Source organism: Enterobacter sp. MGH 4 (assembly GCF_000534735.1).
GTDB classification, from domain to species: Bacteria; Pseudomonadota; Gammaproteobacteria; order Enterobacterales; family Enterobacteriaceae; genus Enterobacter; species Enterobacter intestinihominis.
Genome location: NZ_KI973289.1, coordinates 1,660,114 through 1,674,980 on the forward strand (window position 1 = coordinate 1,660,114; position 14,867 = coordinate 1,674,980).

At 53.8% G+C, this 14,867-nt stretch carries 16 protein-coding genes; 11 read left to right on the forward strand and 5 right to left on the reverse strand.

Annotated features, from left to right (window positions below):
* Position 1: 1 nt before the first annotated feature.
* The 4 genes from murJ to rimJ form a co-directional block, all read right to left on the reverse strand.
* On the reverse strand, positions 2-1,537 hold the full coding sequence (gene murJ / locus L350_RS14490) for a murein biosynthesis integral membrane protein MurJ (protein WP_017384735.1): 1,536 nt from the start codon (positions 1,535-1,537) through the stop codon (positions 2-4).
* Between the two features lie 129 nt (positions 1,538-1,666).
* Positions 1,667-2,590: a Gfo/Idh/MocA family protein gene (locus tag L350_RS14485; protein ID WP_023305857.1), complete on the reverse strand. Its 924-nt coding sequence runs from the start codon at positions 2,588-2,590 to the stop codon at positions 1,667-1,669.
* 2 nt (positions 2,591-2,592) lie between these two features.
* Positions 2,593-3,243: a YceH family protein gene (locus L350_RS14480; RefSeq protein ID WP_032624482.1), complete on the reverse strand. Its 651-nt coding sequence runs from the start codon at positions 3,241-3,243 to the stop codon at positions 2,593-2,595.
* Positions 3,244-3,252: 9 nt separating this feature from the next.
* A complete protein-coding gene (gene rimJ / locus L350_RS14475) occupies positions 3,253-3,837 on the reverse strand; it encodes a ribosomal protein S5-alanine N-acetyltransferase (protein ID WP_003858007.1) in 585 nt (194 codons plus the stop codon).
* 236 nt (positions 3,838-4,073) lie between these two features.
* Here rimJ and mdtH point away from each other — a divergent pair, with 236 nt between their 5' ends.
* The 9 genes from mdtH (at position 4,074) to L350_RS14430 (ending at position 10,758) form a co-directional block, all read left to right on the forward strand.
* Positions 4,074-5,282: a multidrug efflux MFS transporter MdtH gene (gene mdtH / locus L350_RS14470; RefSeq protein WP_022647718.1), complete on the forward strand. Its 1,209-nt coding sequence runs from the start codon at positions 4,074-4,076 to the stop codon at positions 5,280-5,282.
* Between the two features lie 120 nt (positions 5,283-5,402).
* Complete coding sequence (locus L350_RS14465) at positions 5,403-5,963, forward strand: lipoprotein (RefSeq protein ID WP_023305855.1); 561 nt, start codon at positions 5,403-5,405, stop codon at positions 5,961-5,963.
* Positions 5,964-6,091: 128 nt separating this feature from the next.
* Positions 6,092-7,138, forward strand: coding sequence for a dihydroorotase (gene pyrC / locus L350_RS14460; protein WP_032624483.1), 1,047 nt, complete (start codon positions 6,092-6,094; stop codon positions 7,136-7,138).
* A gap of 75 nt (positions 7,139-7,213) precedes the next feature.
* Positions 7,214-7,459, forward strand: coding sequence for a DNA damage-inducible protein I (gene dinI / locus L350_RS14455; RefSeq protein WP_022647715.1), 246 nt, complete (start codon positions 7,214-7,216; stop codon positions 7,457-7,459).
* A 274-nt stretch (positions 7,460-7,733) separates the two neighbouring features.
* Complete coding sequence (bssS, locus tag L350_RS14450) at positions 7,734-7,988, forward strand: biofilm formation regulator BssS (protein WP_032624484.1); 255 nt, start codon at positions 7,734-7,736, stop codon at positions 7,986-7,988.
* Positions 7,989-8,102: 114 nt separating this feature from the next.
* Positions 8,103-9,221, forward strand: coding sequence for an N-methyl-L-tryptophan oxidase (gene solA / locus L350_RS14445; RefSeq protein WP_032624485.1), 1,119 nt, complete (start codon positions 8,103-8,105; stop codon positions 9,219-9,221).
* Between the two features lie 50 nt (positions 9,222-9,271).
* On the forward strand, positions 9,272-9,385 hold the full coding sequence (locus tag L350_RS14440) for a YceO family protein (protein WP_022647713.1): 114 nt from the start codon (positions 9,272-9,274) through the stop codon (positions 9,383-9,385).
* A gap of 226 nt (positions 9,386-9,611) precedes the next feature.
* Positions 9,612-10,178: a cytochrome b gene (locus L350_RS14435; protein ID WP_032624486.1), complete on the forward strand. Its 567-nt coding sequence runs from the start codon at positions 9,612-9,614 to the stop codon at positions 10,176-10,178.
* A gap of 1 nt (position 10,179) precedes the next feature.
* Positions 10,180-10,758: a YceI family protein gene (locus L350_RS14430; protein ID WP_022647711.1), complete on the forward strand. Its 579-nt coding sequence runs from the start codon at positions 10,180-10,182 to the stop codon at positions 10,756-10,758.
* 38 nt (positions 10,759-10,796) lie between these two features.
* On the opposite strand, the gene L350_RS14425 is transcribed toward L350_RS14430, so the two are convergent.
* On the reverse strand, positions 10,797-11,846 hold the full coding sequence (locus tag L350_RS14425; RefSeq protein ID WP_032624487.1) for an oxygen-dependent tRNA uridine(34) hydroxylase TrhO: 1,050 nt from the start codon (positions 11,844-11,846) through the stop codon (positions 10,797-10,799).
* 218 nt (positions 11,847-12,064) lie between these two features.
* Here L350_RS14425 and L350_RS14420 point away from each other — a divergent pair, with 218 nt between their 5' ends.
* Both L350_RS14420 and mdtG read left to right on the forward strand, forming a co-directional pair.
* A complete protein-coding gene (locus L350_RS14420) occupies positions 12,065-12,991 on the forward strand; it encodes a Kdo(2)-lipid IV(A) acyltransferase (RefSeq protein ID WP_032624488.1) in 927 nt (308 codons plus the stop codon).
* A gap of 141 nt (positions 12,992-13,132) precedes the next feature.
* Positions 13,133-14,368: a multidrug efflux MFS transporter MdtG gene (mdtG, locus tag L350_RS14415; protein ID WP_032624489.1), complete on the forward strand. Its 1,236-nt coding sequence runs from the start codon at positions 13,133-13,135 to the stop codon at positions 14,366-14,368.
* The last annotated feature ends 499 nt before the right edge of the window (positions 14,369-14,867 follow it).

Consider the following 14,867-nt stretch of genomic DNA (forward strand, 5'->3'; position numbering starts at 1 on the left):
TTTATACCGTGCGGCGGGTAAACTCTTTCACCTTGAAGCCAAGCACCGCCAGCGTGGCAAAGTACGCCACCACCCCGACCACCACCACGGCCATCAGACGCATCAGGCGGTAAGGCATGGTGCCCTGCGCCCATTCAGGCATGACATACAACATGCCAACCAGCGCGGCCGCCATCACTACTACCGCGATCGCCAGACGCAGCAGGAAGCTTGCCCAGCCCGGCTGCGGGGTGAAGATATCCTGCTTACGCAGCTGCCAGTACAGCAGCCCGGCGTTGAGACAGGCCGCCAGACCAATCGACAGTGACAGACCCGCGTGTTTCAGCGGACCAATAAACGCCAGGTTCATCAGCTGCGTCATGATCAGCGTCACAATGGCAATCTTAACCGGCGTTTTGATGTCCTGACGTGAATAGAAACCGGGCGCAAGCACCTTCACGACAATCAGCCCCATCAGCCCCACCGAGTAGGCTACCAGTGCGCGCTGGGTCATGGCGGCATCAAAGGCGGTGAATTTTCCATACTGGAACAACGACACCGTCAGCGGTTTCGCCAGGATCCCCAGCGCCACCGCGCTTGGCAGCGCCAGCAGAAAACAGAGACGCAAACCCCAGTCCATCAGGCGGCAGTATTCATCGTGGTTGCCGCTGGCGAAACTTTTCGACAGCGACGGCAGCAGAATAGTCCCCAGCGCCACGCCCAGCACCCCGGATGGAAACTCCATCAGCCGGTCGGCGTAGTACATCCAGGACACCGAGCCCGACACCAGGAAAGAGGCGAAGATGGTATTGATGATGAGCGAGATCTGGCTGACGGACACGCCGAGTATTGCCGGTCCCATCTGTTTGATAACGCGCATTGCGCCCGCATCTTTGAAATTAATGCGCGGCAGAACCAGCATGCCGATCTTTTTCAGGTGCGGGAGCTGGTAAGCAAGCTGTAACACCCCGCCGACGGTCACGGCCCAGGCCAGCGCCAGCACCGGTGGGTTAAAATGCGGCGCGGCGAACAGCGCAAAGCCAATCATGCTGACGTTAAGGAACGTGGGGGCAAAGGCCGGCACGGAGAAGCGGTTCCAGGTATTCAGGATGGCACCCACCAGCGACGCCAGCGAAATCAGCAGAATATAGGGGAAGGTTATCCGCAGCAGTTGCGTCGTCAGGGCAAATTTATCCGCCGTGTCGGCAAAGCCCGGCGCCGTTACCATGATTACCCAGGGCGCTGCCAGCATCCCCAGTACGGTCACGATCGCCAGCGCCAGCGTCAGTAAACCGGAAACGTAAGCCACAAAGACGCGGGTGGCATCTTCGCCCTGCTTGCTTTTATATTCCGCGAGGATCGGGACAAATGCCTGTGAGAAAGCCCCTTCGGCAAAAATACGGCGCAGCAGGTTCGGCAGCTTGAACGCAACGAAAAAGGCGTCAGTCGCCATCCCTGCGCCAAAAACCCTTGCCACAATGGCATCGCGAGCAAAGCCAAGCACGCGGGAAAACATGGTCATCGAGCTGACGGCCGCCAGCGATTTTAATAAGTTCATTAACGTGAAGTTCCACAACCCTACGGATTTCCAGGACGGATAAGCGAAAGCGCCACCCGGCAAAGCCAACAAGCGGCGCTTAGTCTAACCGGATTTCAACGAATTACTATCGGCAGATGTTACAGCGAGTTATTCCGACATCGCTTCGCGCCAGAGTCGTTCCACGATGCGCTGCGCCAGAATGGCCTGCTCCCCGGACGTTTCAGGAACCGTCTGATTCTGCACGCAGGTAATGAAGTGACGCGCGCAGCCCACAAAGCCACGCTGCTCCAGGGTGCTCTGCCAGCCGGGAACGGGTAACGCGAGCACGCCATTGCCCTTCTCTTCCCGCCACTCACGCATATCGGTGACGTCATACAGCGCGCCATCCGTAACGGCCTGCACGGACTCGCGCTGGCTGCCCGCCCGACGATGCATGCTGGTCGTCACCTGTAAATGCTCAACGGCAAAATGATGTTCGGCGTAAACCATTTCACCCTGCTCGTTGGTCAGCAGCGTGCCGCTTTGCAGCTGGGCTTTTCCGTTACTCAGCCAAAGGGCCGTATCCACGACGTGGAGATAATCATCCAGCAGCGTGAACCGCAGATCGTTCGGCCCCACGCTGTCGGTACGGTGCTTATCCATACGCAGAGAGGCAAACGAGCCGGACTGCGCTTTAAGCTGCTGATAGAGCGGCGCAAAACGGCGGTTGAAGCCGACCATCAGCGTCAGCTTTTTACGCGCGGCCAGCTCAATCAGTCGTTCAGCATCCTGCACATTTTCCGCCAGCGGCTTATCAACGCAGACGTGAACGCCTGCGTTCAGCAACTCGCTCACCACCTGGAAGTGCGTCGCGGTTGAGGTATGCACAAATACCGCATCACATTCACGGGCTAAATCCTGGAGTGAGCCAGCATAAGGGATGCGCCAGGTTTTGCAGATGCGCTCTGCTTTCTCGCGAGTGGGCGACCACGCCCCTTGCAGCGTCCAGTCTGACGCGGCGCCTAAAACGGGCAGCCATGCTTTTTGCGCAATCCCGCCCAGCCCCACCACTCCAATGCGTAATGTAGTCACGGTTAATCTCCCAGGTGTGCGAGTAAAGCATCCAGACGCTGCTTCAGCACGGTAACCTCGTCTTCCAGGGCTGCCACGCGCGCAGTCAGGCTGTCGTTTGATGCTGGCGTGTCGGATTCGACGGCAAGCGTAGAGGACTCCACGTCGCCACTAAACAGGTGCATGTAGCGGCTTTCACGCTTGCCCGGCTCGCGGGCCAGACGCACCACGTAAGGACCGTCCTCGCGTGAGGCTAATCCCTCCAGCGTCTGTTCAACGTCCTGCATATCCTGAAACTCATGCATGCGGGAGGCGCGTGTGCGCAGTTCACCCGGCGTCTGCGCCCCGCGCAGCAGCAGCGTGGTGATAACCGCCACTTCTGCGGCGCTGAGTTTTAAATCGCCAAATTCGGAATTACAAAAGCGCTGTTCATATTTAGTGACGCGATTACCGAAGCCGCTGACGGTGCGCAGGTAGTGGCGCTTCACCAGCTCATCAAGGATATCCTGCACCTCGTACTCGCCAAGGTTCATCACTGGCTCACGGTTCGTCTTTTGGTTGCAGGCCATCGTGACGGCATTCACGGAAAGAGGATACTGTTCCGGCGTCGTAACCTGCTTTTCCAGCAGGCAGCCAATCACGCGCGCTTCGGCGCCATTTAACTGATATTTCATCTTTTCTCCTTAACGACCCGCGGTCCACTCCTGCGTGGTGAGCGCGGTGAGGACATGGTCCCGCCACTCGCCGTCAATCAGCAGATAATCTTTGGCATAGCCCTCTTTCTCAAACCCCAGGCGGGCCAGCAGATCGCCGCTGCGCTTATTGTGCGGCATGTAGTTCGCCATAATGCGATGGATATGTTGCGTGCGCTGCATGTAGCGAATCGCCGCCGTCAGCGCCTCAAACATGAGCCCCTGCCCCTGCCATTTCTGGCCGATGGAATACCCGAGATAGCAGGCGTGAAACGACCCGCGTACTACGTTTGAAAAATTGGCAATGCCAACGATCTCTTTCTCTTCCGGATCGAGAAGCGCGAAATAAAACGCACTTCCCTGTTTGTGAAATTCCGCAATCATACTGAGGCGCGCCTGCCAGCCAGAGGGGTAGCAATGGCTCTCGTCCCGAACGGGTTCCCAGGGTTTTAAAAACTGGCGATTCTCGGCGTAATAATCCGCCAGACGCCAGGCATCACGCTCATGCACCAGACGAACGACCAGCCTGTCCGTCGTCAGACGCACTTTTGGCACATTACTGCGATAGCCAAACATCGATACCACTCCTTCCCGTCGCTTCTGCTCTGCCTGTTAGCTTTACTATACCTGCGCCTGTGCCTTCTGTGAAAACAGTGACATACCATTTTTATCGCTTTTCACATTTTTCGATGAGAACTCTCTATCAAAGCACCTTTTTGATAAAAAAATATTGTCGCCAGCAGGTATGTGAAAAAGCGCGGCGACACCGCAGAATATTAGCGTGCTCACCTTTTATTTTCCCTGGAGGGAAAATGTCCCGCGTATCACAGGCCAGGAGCCTGGGTAAATATTTCCTGCTCGTCGATAACATGCTGGTCGTGCTCGGCTTTTTTGTCGTTTTTCCACTTATATCGATTCGTTTTGTCGATCAAATGGGCTGGGCGGCGCTGATGGTCGGGATCGCGCTGGGCTTACGCCAGTTTGTACAACAGGGTCTTGGCGTGTTTGGCGGGGCAATAGCCGACCGCTTCGGTGCGAAACCGATGATCGTCACCGGCATGCTGTTACGTGCGGCGGGATTCGCCACGATGGCAATCGCTCATGACCCCTGGCTGCTGTGGTTCTCCTGTTTCCTTTCCGGGATTGGCGGCACCCTTTTCGACCCACCGCGTACCGCGCTGGTGGTTAAGCTTATCCGTCCGCAACACCGGGGTCGTTTCTTCTCAATTTTGATGATGCAGGACAGCGCTGGCGCGGTAGTGGGCGCCCTGCTGGGAAGCTGGCTGCTGCAATACGATTTCCGCCTGGTCTGCGCCACCGGCGCGGTGCTGTTTATTCTCTGCGCGCTGTTTAACGGTCTGTTTCTGCCTGCATGGAAGCTGTCGACGGTAAAAGCGCCGGTGCGGGAAGGGCTTGACCGCGTGCTGAGCGATAAACGCTTCGTCACCTATGTTTTAACGTTGACCGGCTACTACATGCTCGCCGTGCAGGTCATGCTGATGCTGCCGATTATGGTTAACGATATTGCCGGCACGCCGGCGGCGGTAAAATGGATGTATGCCATTGAGGCCTGCCTTTCTCTGACTCTGCTCTATCCGATTGCCCGGTGGAGCGAGCGCCGTTTCCGGCTTGAGCACCGTCTGATGGCCGGGCTGTTGCTGATGACGCTGAGCATGATGCCCATCGGCCTGGTGAGTTCGCTCCAGCAGCTGTTTATGCTGATTTGCACCTTCTATATTGGCTCAATCATTGCCGAGCCGGCCCGTGAAACCCTGAGCGCGTCACTTGCCGACGCCCGGGCCCGTGGCAGCTACATGGGCTTCAGCCGTCTCGGACTGGCGCTTGGCGGCGCGCTGGGTTACACCGGTGGCGGCTGGCTGTTTGATGCCGGAAAAGCGCTCCATCAGCCGGAGCTGCCGTGGGTCATGCTCGGTATGGTCGGCTTTATGACGCTGATTGCCCTCTGGTGGCAGTTCAGTGATAAACGCAGCACCCGCGGGATGCTGGAGCCTGGCGCCTGACCTTCTGGGGGAGGATATTTACCTCCCTTCACTATCAGTTTTTTCTGCTGGTTTCTCCAGGATCACCCTGACATACTGGCGTATCAGGACAGATGCGCCGATTTTATGTTGAGGAACACCATGAAAAAGATCGTTATTGCCGCTGCGTTAATTGTCAGTGGGCTGCTGGTGGGATGTAACCAGCTTACGCAGTACACCGTCAGTGAGCAGGAAATTAATCAGGCGCTGGAAAAACATAATAACTTTTCAAAAGATATCGGCGTGCCCGGCCTTGCGGATGCACATATCGTCCTGACGAATCTCGCCAGCCAGATTGGGCGCGAGGAGCCTAACAAAGTCACCCTGTCCGGCGATGCCAGCCTGGACATGACCTCGCTCTTCGGCAATCAGAAAGCGGATATCAAACTGAAGCTCAAGGCGCTGCCGGTCTTTAATAAAGAGAAAGGGGCAATTTTCCTGCAAGAGATGGAAATCGTCGATGCGGTCGTCACGCCGGATAAAATGAAACCGGTGCTGCAAACGCTGATGCCTTATCTCAACCAGTCGTTACAGAACTATTTCAACCAGCAGCCCGCCTACGTTCTGAGCGAAGACAAGAGTAAGGGCGAATCTCTGGCGAAAAAATATGCCAAAGGGATAGAGGTGAAACCGGGTGAAATCATCATTCCTTTCACCGACTAAATACTCCGGGCGCTCAGGCGCCCGTTTTTTTTAACGGAATAGTGTGCAAACGAAAACGTTTCCGCTTATGATTTGTGTCCGGCAAAAACAGCCATCTTATGACTGATCCCTTTCAAGCCGGAGCTTCCATGACTGTACAATCCCAGGTTCTCAAAATCCGCCGCCCAGACGACTGGCATATCCATCTTCGTGATGGCGACATGCTGAAAACCGTCGTGCCGTATACCAGCGAAATTTATGGCCGTGCGATTGTTATGCCTAACCTGGTTCCGCCAGTCACCACCGTCGAGGCCGCGATCGCCTATCGCCAGCGTATCCTTGACGCCGTTCCGGCCGGGCACGATTTTACTCCGTTGATGACCTGCTACCTGACGGACTCGCTGGATCCCAATGAGGTTGAGCGCGGATTTAACGAAGGTGTGTTCACCGCCGCGAAGCTCTACCCGGCAAACGCCACCACCAACTCCAGCCATGGGGTGACGAGCATCGACGCCATCATGCCCGTTCTGGAGCGAATGCAAAAACTGGGAATGCCACTGCTGGTGCACGGGGAAGTGACCCACGCTGACATTGATATTTTCGATCGCGAAGCGCGTTTTATCGAAACGGTCATGGAGCCGCTGCGCCAGCGTCTTCCTGGGCTGAAAGTGGTGTTTGAACACATTACGACCAAAGATGCCGCAGAGTATGTCCGGGATGGAAACGAATTGATTGCCGCCACCATCACCCCGCAGCACCTGATGTTTAACCGTAACCACATGCTGGTGGGTGGCGTTCGTCCACATCTGTATTGTCTGCCGATCCTCAAGCGCAATATCCACCAGCAGGCGCTACGTGAGCTGGCCGCCAGCGGCTTCCCGCGCGCGTTCCTCGGCACGGATTCCGCCCCGCATGCCCGTCACCGAAAAGAGGCTAGCTGCGGTTGTGCAGGCTGCTTTAACGCCCCGACCGCCCTGGCAAGTTACGCAACCGTCTTTGACGAGATGAATGCGTTAGGCCATTTCGAAGCCTTCTGCTCCCTTAACGGCCCGCGTTTCTACGGTCTGCCGGTTAATGACACGTTCATTGAGCTGGAGCGCAAAGAAAGCCAGGTTGAAGCGTCGATTGCGCTCACCGACGATACGCTGATCCCCTTCCTGGCAGGTGAAACCGTAAGCTGGACGGTAAAAAGCTAAAAAATTGTCATCCCCCTGTTGTCAAACCGCCAATATAACTGTATAAATAAACAGTATATTACACAGGGGGCATTTATGCGTATTGAAGTCACCATTGCCAAAACCACCGTCCTGCCTGCTGGCGCACTCGACGCTCTGGCGGGTGAGCTATCCCGACGTATTAACAGCACTTTTCCTGAAAACGATGGCGCCATAACGGTACGTTATGCGACAGCAAACCATCTTTCCGTCATTGGCGGCGCGAAAGAAGACAAAGACCGCATCAGCGAAATTTTGCAGGAAACATGGGAAAGCGCCGACGACTGGTTTATCACTGATTAAAATTTGCTCCCTCATTGTGTTTTTTTGCCGGGTCGCCCCGGCTTTTTTTCGTTTCGTCTCCTGAAAGTTCAAAATATTTCAGTATCTTCTTAGAAAATCGTGAACAAGATGACGTTTTATTGTTCGAACAATCCTAAAAAGCAGAAAAATGTGTTGCTACCCGTTTATTTTTTCCTGCGGAACCCTTATTAATTGATATACTGAAAAAGCTTTCAGAAAAACATGCATTGAACCTCAAAGTCGTTGTCTTCTAACACGCATTAAGGGGGTTATAATGGAAAAGAATAATGAAGTCATCCAGACCCATCCACTCGTTGGCTGGGATATCAGCACCGTAGACAGCTACGATGCGCTGATGCTGCGTTTGCACTACCAGACCCCGAATCAGCTAAACCGTGACGAAGCGGAAGTTGGACAGACGCTGTGGCTTAAAACAGACGTCGCCCGTCAGTTTATTTCTATTTTAGAAGCAGGCATCGCAAAAATAGAATCTGGCGACTACCAGGAAAATGAGTATAAACGGCATTGACCTTATGCCCCTTTTCACTCAACAGGCACCCTCGCGGTGCCTTATTTATTTCGCTCTTGTATAAGCCCACATAGTTAATTACTCTGCTAACAAAGCGTTAGTAAAGAGAAGCCTATGAAATACGATTTGATCATTATCGGAAGCGGCTCCGTTGGATCTGCAGCCGGTTATTACGCTACGCAGGCGGGTCTGAATGTGCTGATGATTGACGCCCACCTTCCCCCTCATTCTGAAGGAAGCCATCACGGCGATACCCGTCTTATCCGTCACGCTTACGGCGAAGGTGAGCGCTATGTACCGCTGGTGCTTCGGGCTCAGACGCTGTGGGATGAGCTGGCCGCAGTCACCGAAGAACGCATTTTTGAGCGCACCGGGGTTATTAATCTGGGGCCCGCCAACTCCACGTTTCTGGCGAATGTCGAGGAGAGCGCGAAAGCCTACCGTCTGGACGTTGAGCGTCTGGATGCGAACGACATAATGGCGCGCTGGCCGGAAATTTCTGTCCCTGAAGACTACATTGGATTGTTTGAAGCCAATTCCGGGGTACTGCACAGCGAAACGGCCATTAAGACATGGATTGATCTCGCCGCCAAAGCGGCCTGCGCACAGTTGTTTAACTGTCCGGTCACGGGCATCACCCACCATGCCGGGGGTTCAACCGTCACCACGTCTGAAGGTGAATATACCGCCGCACGCCTGCTGGTCAGTGCGGGAACGTGGGTGACGAAACTGCTGCCGGATCTGCCCATCCAGCCGGTACGCAAAGTCTTCTCCTGGTTCCAGTCTGACGGGCGTTACAGCAGCCAGAACAAATTCCCGGCGTTCACGGGCGAGTTACCTAATGGCGACCAGTACTACGGTTTCCCCTCGGAAAAAGACGCGCTCAAGATTGGCAAACATAACGGCGGACAGGTCATTTCCTCTGCGGAAGAACGCAAGCCGTACGGAGCCTATCCGCAGGATGGTTCCGAAGCCTTCACGTTCCTGCGTAATATTCTGCCGGGCGTAGGCGGGTTGCTTTATGGCGCAGCGTGCACCTACGACAATACGCCAGATGAAGACTTCATCATCGACACCCTGCCTGGGCACGACAACACCCTGATCGTAACCGGGCTCAGCGGTCACGGGTTTAAATTTGCCTCTGTGTTAGGTGAAATCGCCGCCCAGTTTGCTCAGGGGATTGCGCCTTCGTTTGATCTCAAACCCTTCGCGCTCTCGCGCTTTAGCCGATAATACCGCTACAGGCTCCGAATAACCGGAGCCTGATTTGCGAGAGGATCATGATGCGCAGACTGGTGAATTACCTTATCAATAACATCCGCGAGCATTTCATGCTCTACATTGTCCTTTGGTCGCTGCTGGCGATTGTTGACGTCATTTTTATTGTATTCTTCTGAAAACCATCACTGACGTTTATTGACACTCCTTTAAACTTATTTAACTTATAGTTTTTATAAAAAGTCATCTCAAATTTATTGAACGAAGCGATTGAAATACATTGCGGAAACACATTCAAATTCGCTGAAATAAAATAACTAAATAACATTATTCCTTTTTTTCAGTTGCATTATTTAATTAATCCGGCCATTTTTATTGCTCAGACATTTGAGAACGGAAATTCATATGCAATGGCGTAACTCCTCCAGCCGCTACGGAATAATATCCATGTGTTTACACTGGCTATTTGCACTTGCTGTCTATGCCATGTTTGGTCTCGGCCTCTGGATGGTGACATTAAGCTATTATGACGGTTGGTATCATCAGGCCCCCGAATTGCACAAAAGCATTGGGGTTCTGCTGATGATGGGTCTGGTTTTTCGCGTGGTCTGGCGACATCTCTCTCCGCCCCCTCCTGCCCCCAAAAGCCATGGACGTCTTACCCGCATAAGCGCTGTTGGCGCACATATCGCACTCTATGCCCTGCTGTTCGCCATTCTGATCAGCGGTTATCTCATTTCGACCGCAGACGGCAAACCGATCAGCGTGTTTGGGCTCTTTGACGTCCCTGCCACGCTGGCTGACGCCGGTTCACAGGCTGACACCGCAGGTGTGGTTCATCTGTGGCTGGCATGGAGCGTGGTGATCCTGTCTGTTCTGCATGGCCTTGCGGCCCTGAAACACCACTTTATTGATAAAGACGATACGCTGAAGCGCATGCTTGGCCGTTCGTCAGTTGACTCTGGAGCATAAAATGAAAAAACGCCTGTTGGGTATCGCATTAGGTTCGCTGTTATTTACCACCGGTTCGGCCATTGCCGCCGACTATAAAATTGATAAAGAAGGCCAGCATGCCTTCGTCAATTTCCGTATTCAGCATCTGGGTTACAGCTGGTTATATGGTACGTTCAATGATTTCGATGGCACATTTAGTTTCGACGAGAAAAACCCTGCTGCCGATAAAGTAAACGTCACCATTAATACTAACAGCGTCGACACTAATCACGCCGAGCGTGATAAACATCTGCGCAGCGCTGAATTCCTGAACGTAGGCAAATTCCCGCAAGCTACTTTCGCGTCGACAGAAGTGAAGAAAGACGGTGATAAGCTCGCTATTACCGGTAATCTTACGCTGAACGGCGTAACAAAACCGGTAACACTGGATGCGAAATTAATCGGCCAGGGCGACGATCCGTGGGGCGGAAAACGTGCTGGCTTTGAAGCCGCCGGCAAAATTCATCTGAAAGATTTTAATATCACCACAGATTTAGGACCGGCATCGCAGGATGTAGAGCTGATTATTTCGGTGGAAGGCGTTCAGCAGAAGTCATAAAACAGGCCCGGCAGGCTTTTACGCCGCCGGGCAATGTTTTACTCCGGGTCTGGAATACCCAGTTTGGTATTCAGTCGGCCCCGGGATTTATTAAAGATCTTATTCCCGTTCTCGCGCCCGGCACGGCGACGACGTTGCTCTTCTTCAGGCAAGATACTCTCTTCACTGCACAGCTCGCTACAGCAGCCATTAAACTTCTCGGCACATGCAGGACACTGAATAAACAGAAGATGACAACCGTCGTTTTTGCAGTTGGTATGCGTGTCGCACGGCGTACCGCACTGGTGGCAGTGAGCGATTACGTCCTCTGAAATTCGCTCGCCCATACGCTCATCAAACACAAAGTTTTTACCGATAAAACGCACCGGTAACCCCTGCTCGCGGGCGCGGCGGGCATATTCAATGATCCCACCCTCAATATGCCAGACTTTATTAAAACCGTTGTGTTTCATCCAGGCACTGGCTTTTTCGCAGCGGATCCCCCCGGTGCAATACATAACGATCTTTTTGTCTTTATGCTCCTGCATCATCTCAACCGCTTTCGGCAGCTGTTCACGGAAAGTGTCGGCAGGAATTTCCATCGCATTCTCGAAGTGGCCCACTTCATATTCGTAGTGGTTACGCATATCGATGAACACTGCATCCGGATCGTCGAGCATCGCGTTCACTTCAGCGGCCTTGAGGTACTCCCCCACATTCGCGGCATTGAAGCTCGGATCGTCGATGCCATCCGCCACAATACGCTCACGCACCTTCATGCGCAGCACCCAGAACGATTTGCCGTCATCATCCAGCGCAATGTTCAGGCGTAAGCCGTTAAGCGCCGGATCAAAACCATAAAGGAGCTCGCGGAAGGCGCTGACTTTGCTTTCCGGCACGCTGATCTGCGCGTTAATACCCTCACGCGCCAGATAGACGCGACCAAACACGTTCAGGGCGGTGAAAGCCTGGTAAAGCGCATCGCGGGTCGCCTGTGGATCGTTGATGGTAAAATATTTATAGAAAGAGATCGTTGTGCGCGGTTCGGTTTCGGCCAACATACGCGCTTTCAACATCTCATTCGAAACGCGGTTGTGTAACACTGGCATGGTGTACAAGTCCTGCAATCGTTGAGAAATAAAAATCGGTCGGCATGATATAGCAAACAAAGACAATTTACATCCACACAATTTACGCTACATTTCAGTCAACCTGATTAATCAGACTTAACACTTGCATATTCTTTCATGTTTCGATGACAGACATTTTGGCTATGCCTCAAAAAATGAGACAATAGCCCTTCAGGACGTTAGAACACAGGACAGACATGACCCAGTTACCGAAATTTACTGCCGCGCTTTTACACCCACGCTATTGGTTAACATGGTCAGGCATTGGCTTGTTGTGGCTAATTGTACAGCTGCCTTATCCCGTAATTTTCCGCATGGGTAAAGGACTGGGCCGCATTGCTCAACAATTTATGAAGCGTCGCGCCAGGATCGCGTATCGAAATCTTGAGCTTTGCTTTCCTCAGATGAGCGAATCTGAGCGTCACGACATGGTGGTTAAAAACTTCGAATCTGTCGGCATGGGACTGATGGAGACCGGTATGGCCTGGTTCTGGTCGGATAAGCGCATGGCGCGCTGGACGGAAGTGGCCGGAACCGGCATGGATCCGGTGCATAATCTCCAGGCCAACCAGACTGGCGTCCTGCTGATTGGCGTTCATTTCCTGACGCTCGAAATTGGCGCGCGCATGTTCGGCATGCAGGCGCCGGGTATTGGCGTTTATCGTCCCAACGATAATCCGGTGATCGATTTGATACAGACCAACGGACGCATGCGCTCGAATAAAAGCATGATCGACCGCAAAGACCTTAAAGGGATGATCCGCGCCCTCAAATCAGGTGAAGTGGTCTGGTATGCCCCGGATCATGACTATGGCCCACAATCCAGCGTGTTTGTCCCGTTCTTTGCGGTGGAAGATGCGGCGACAACCACCGGGACCTGGATGCTGGCGCGGATGTCCAAAGCGGCTATCGTGCCGTTTGTACCGCGCCGTAAACCAGACGGTTCAGGCTATCAGCTCATCATGCTGGAGCCGGAACTCACGCCGCCACTGGATGATGCAGAAACCACCGCGCGCTGGATGAACGGCATTGTGGAGAAATGCATTATGCTCGCTCCCGAGCAGTACATGTGGCTGCATCGCCGCTTCAAAACCCGGCCTCAGGGCGTCCCTTCTCGTTATTAATCTGCATGCGGTCTTCCGGGCCGCAAGCTGTTTTAGCTTTAAAAGCTCCCCGTCATTGCGGCAATCATACCCCAGGCGCATAATTAGCAGGCTTATTACCTCACTGGTCACGGTGCCCTGCACCTCATTATGCGGATAGTTATGTCCTCCACAGATGCTCCCATAAACTGGAAACGCAACCTGACGGTTGCATGGCTGGGTTGTTTTCTTACTGGCGCCGCCTTTAGCCTGGTAATGCCCTTCCTGCCCCTCTACGTTGAACAGCTCGGCGTCACCGGCCATAGCGCACTGAATATGTGGTCCGGCCTGGTGTTCAGCATTACGTTCCTGTTCTCCGCCATTGCGTCGCCTTTCTGGGGTGGGCTTGCGGATCGCAAAGGCCGCAAAATTATGCTGCTGCGCTCCGCGCTCGGCATGGCGATCATAATGCTGTTGATGGGGGTGGCGCAGAATGTCTGGCAGTTCCTGATATTACGCGCGCTTCTGGGTCTGCTCGGGGGATTTATCCCCAATGCCAACGCCCTGATCGCAACCCAAATCCCACGCCATAAAAGCGGCTGGGCATTAGGTACGCTCTCCACTGGCGGCGTAAGCGGCGCACTGCTGGGTCCGCTGGCGGGCGGGCTGCTGGCCGACCATTACGGACTGCGGCCGGTATTCTTCATTACCGCCAGCGTGCTGTTCCTCTGCTTCCTCGTGACGCTTATCTGCATCCGTGAGAATTTCACGCCGGTAGCCAAAAAAGAGATGCTGCACGCCCGGGATGTGCTGGCCTCGCTGAAAAACCCAAAGCTGGTGCTGAGCCTGTTTGTGACCACCATGATTATTCAGGTGGCCACCGGTTCAATCGCGCCTATTCTGACGCTCTATGTCCGCGACCTGGCCGGCAACGTCAGCAATATCGCCTTTATCAGCGGCGTGATCGCCTCTGTTCCCGGCGTGGCCGCGTTGCTGAGCGCGCCACGGCTCGGTAGGCTGGGCGATCGCATTGGCCCGGAAAAAATCCTGATCTGCGCCCTGATCCTCTCCGTTCTGCTGCTGATCCCCATGTCGATGGTGCAGTCTCCCTGGCAGCTCGGCGTGTTGCGCTTTCTGCTGGGCGCAGCGGACGGCGCGTTGCTTCCGGCGGTGCAGACGCTGCTGGTTTATAACTCCACCAACCAGATTGCCGGACGTATTTTCAGCTACAACCAGTCGTTTCGCGATCTGGGTAACGTCACCGGGCCGCTGGTCGGCGCGGGGGTTTCGGCCAGTTTCGGTTTCCGGGCGGTCTTTATCGTGACGGCAGGCGTCGTGCTGTTCAACGCTGTTTATTCCTGGCTCAGCTTATCCCGGGCGCTACGCCCGGCGCGCATAACACAACATCGTGACGGCTAATTTACGCATTCATACTTGCAAAATCATATAATCAGCTATTCTTTCCCTGAATACCTTCACGAAAAACAGGGAGACACCAATGACCATGTACGCCACGCTGGAAGAAGCGTAAAGTAAAATACATCATAAATTTGTACCGTCATAATCAACCAAAACGCTCTCACATATCACCTTTGTACCGTTCCATTCATCACGGTAGATACTCGTATCAATGCCTACGCCTGGATGTAACTCATAGCCAGTATCCTTTAAAAACTTATGGTACTTCTGTGTCTGTACTGTGGCGTCAAAGTATCTTTGACCTGAGTACTTAAACCCGGCGGAACCATGCGGTACGATCCATGCCCCAAAGGACGAAAATTACTGGCATGTACAACGACCTTGTATTCAAACTCTGAGCCTGTATAACGGCCTGTATACGCTTTTGATGTGTTGATCTTACCGAAAGGTGGATTGCCATAGGCAACATCGTAGAAACGGTCTGGTGAGTACTGGAGAG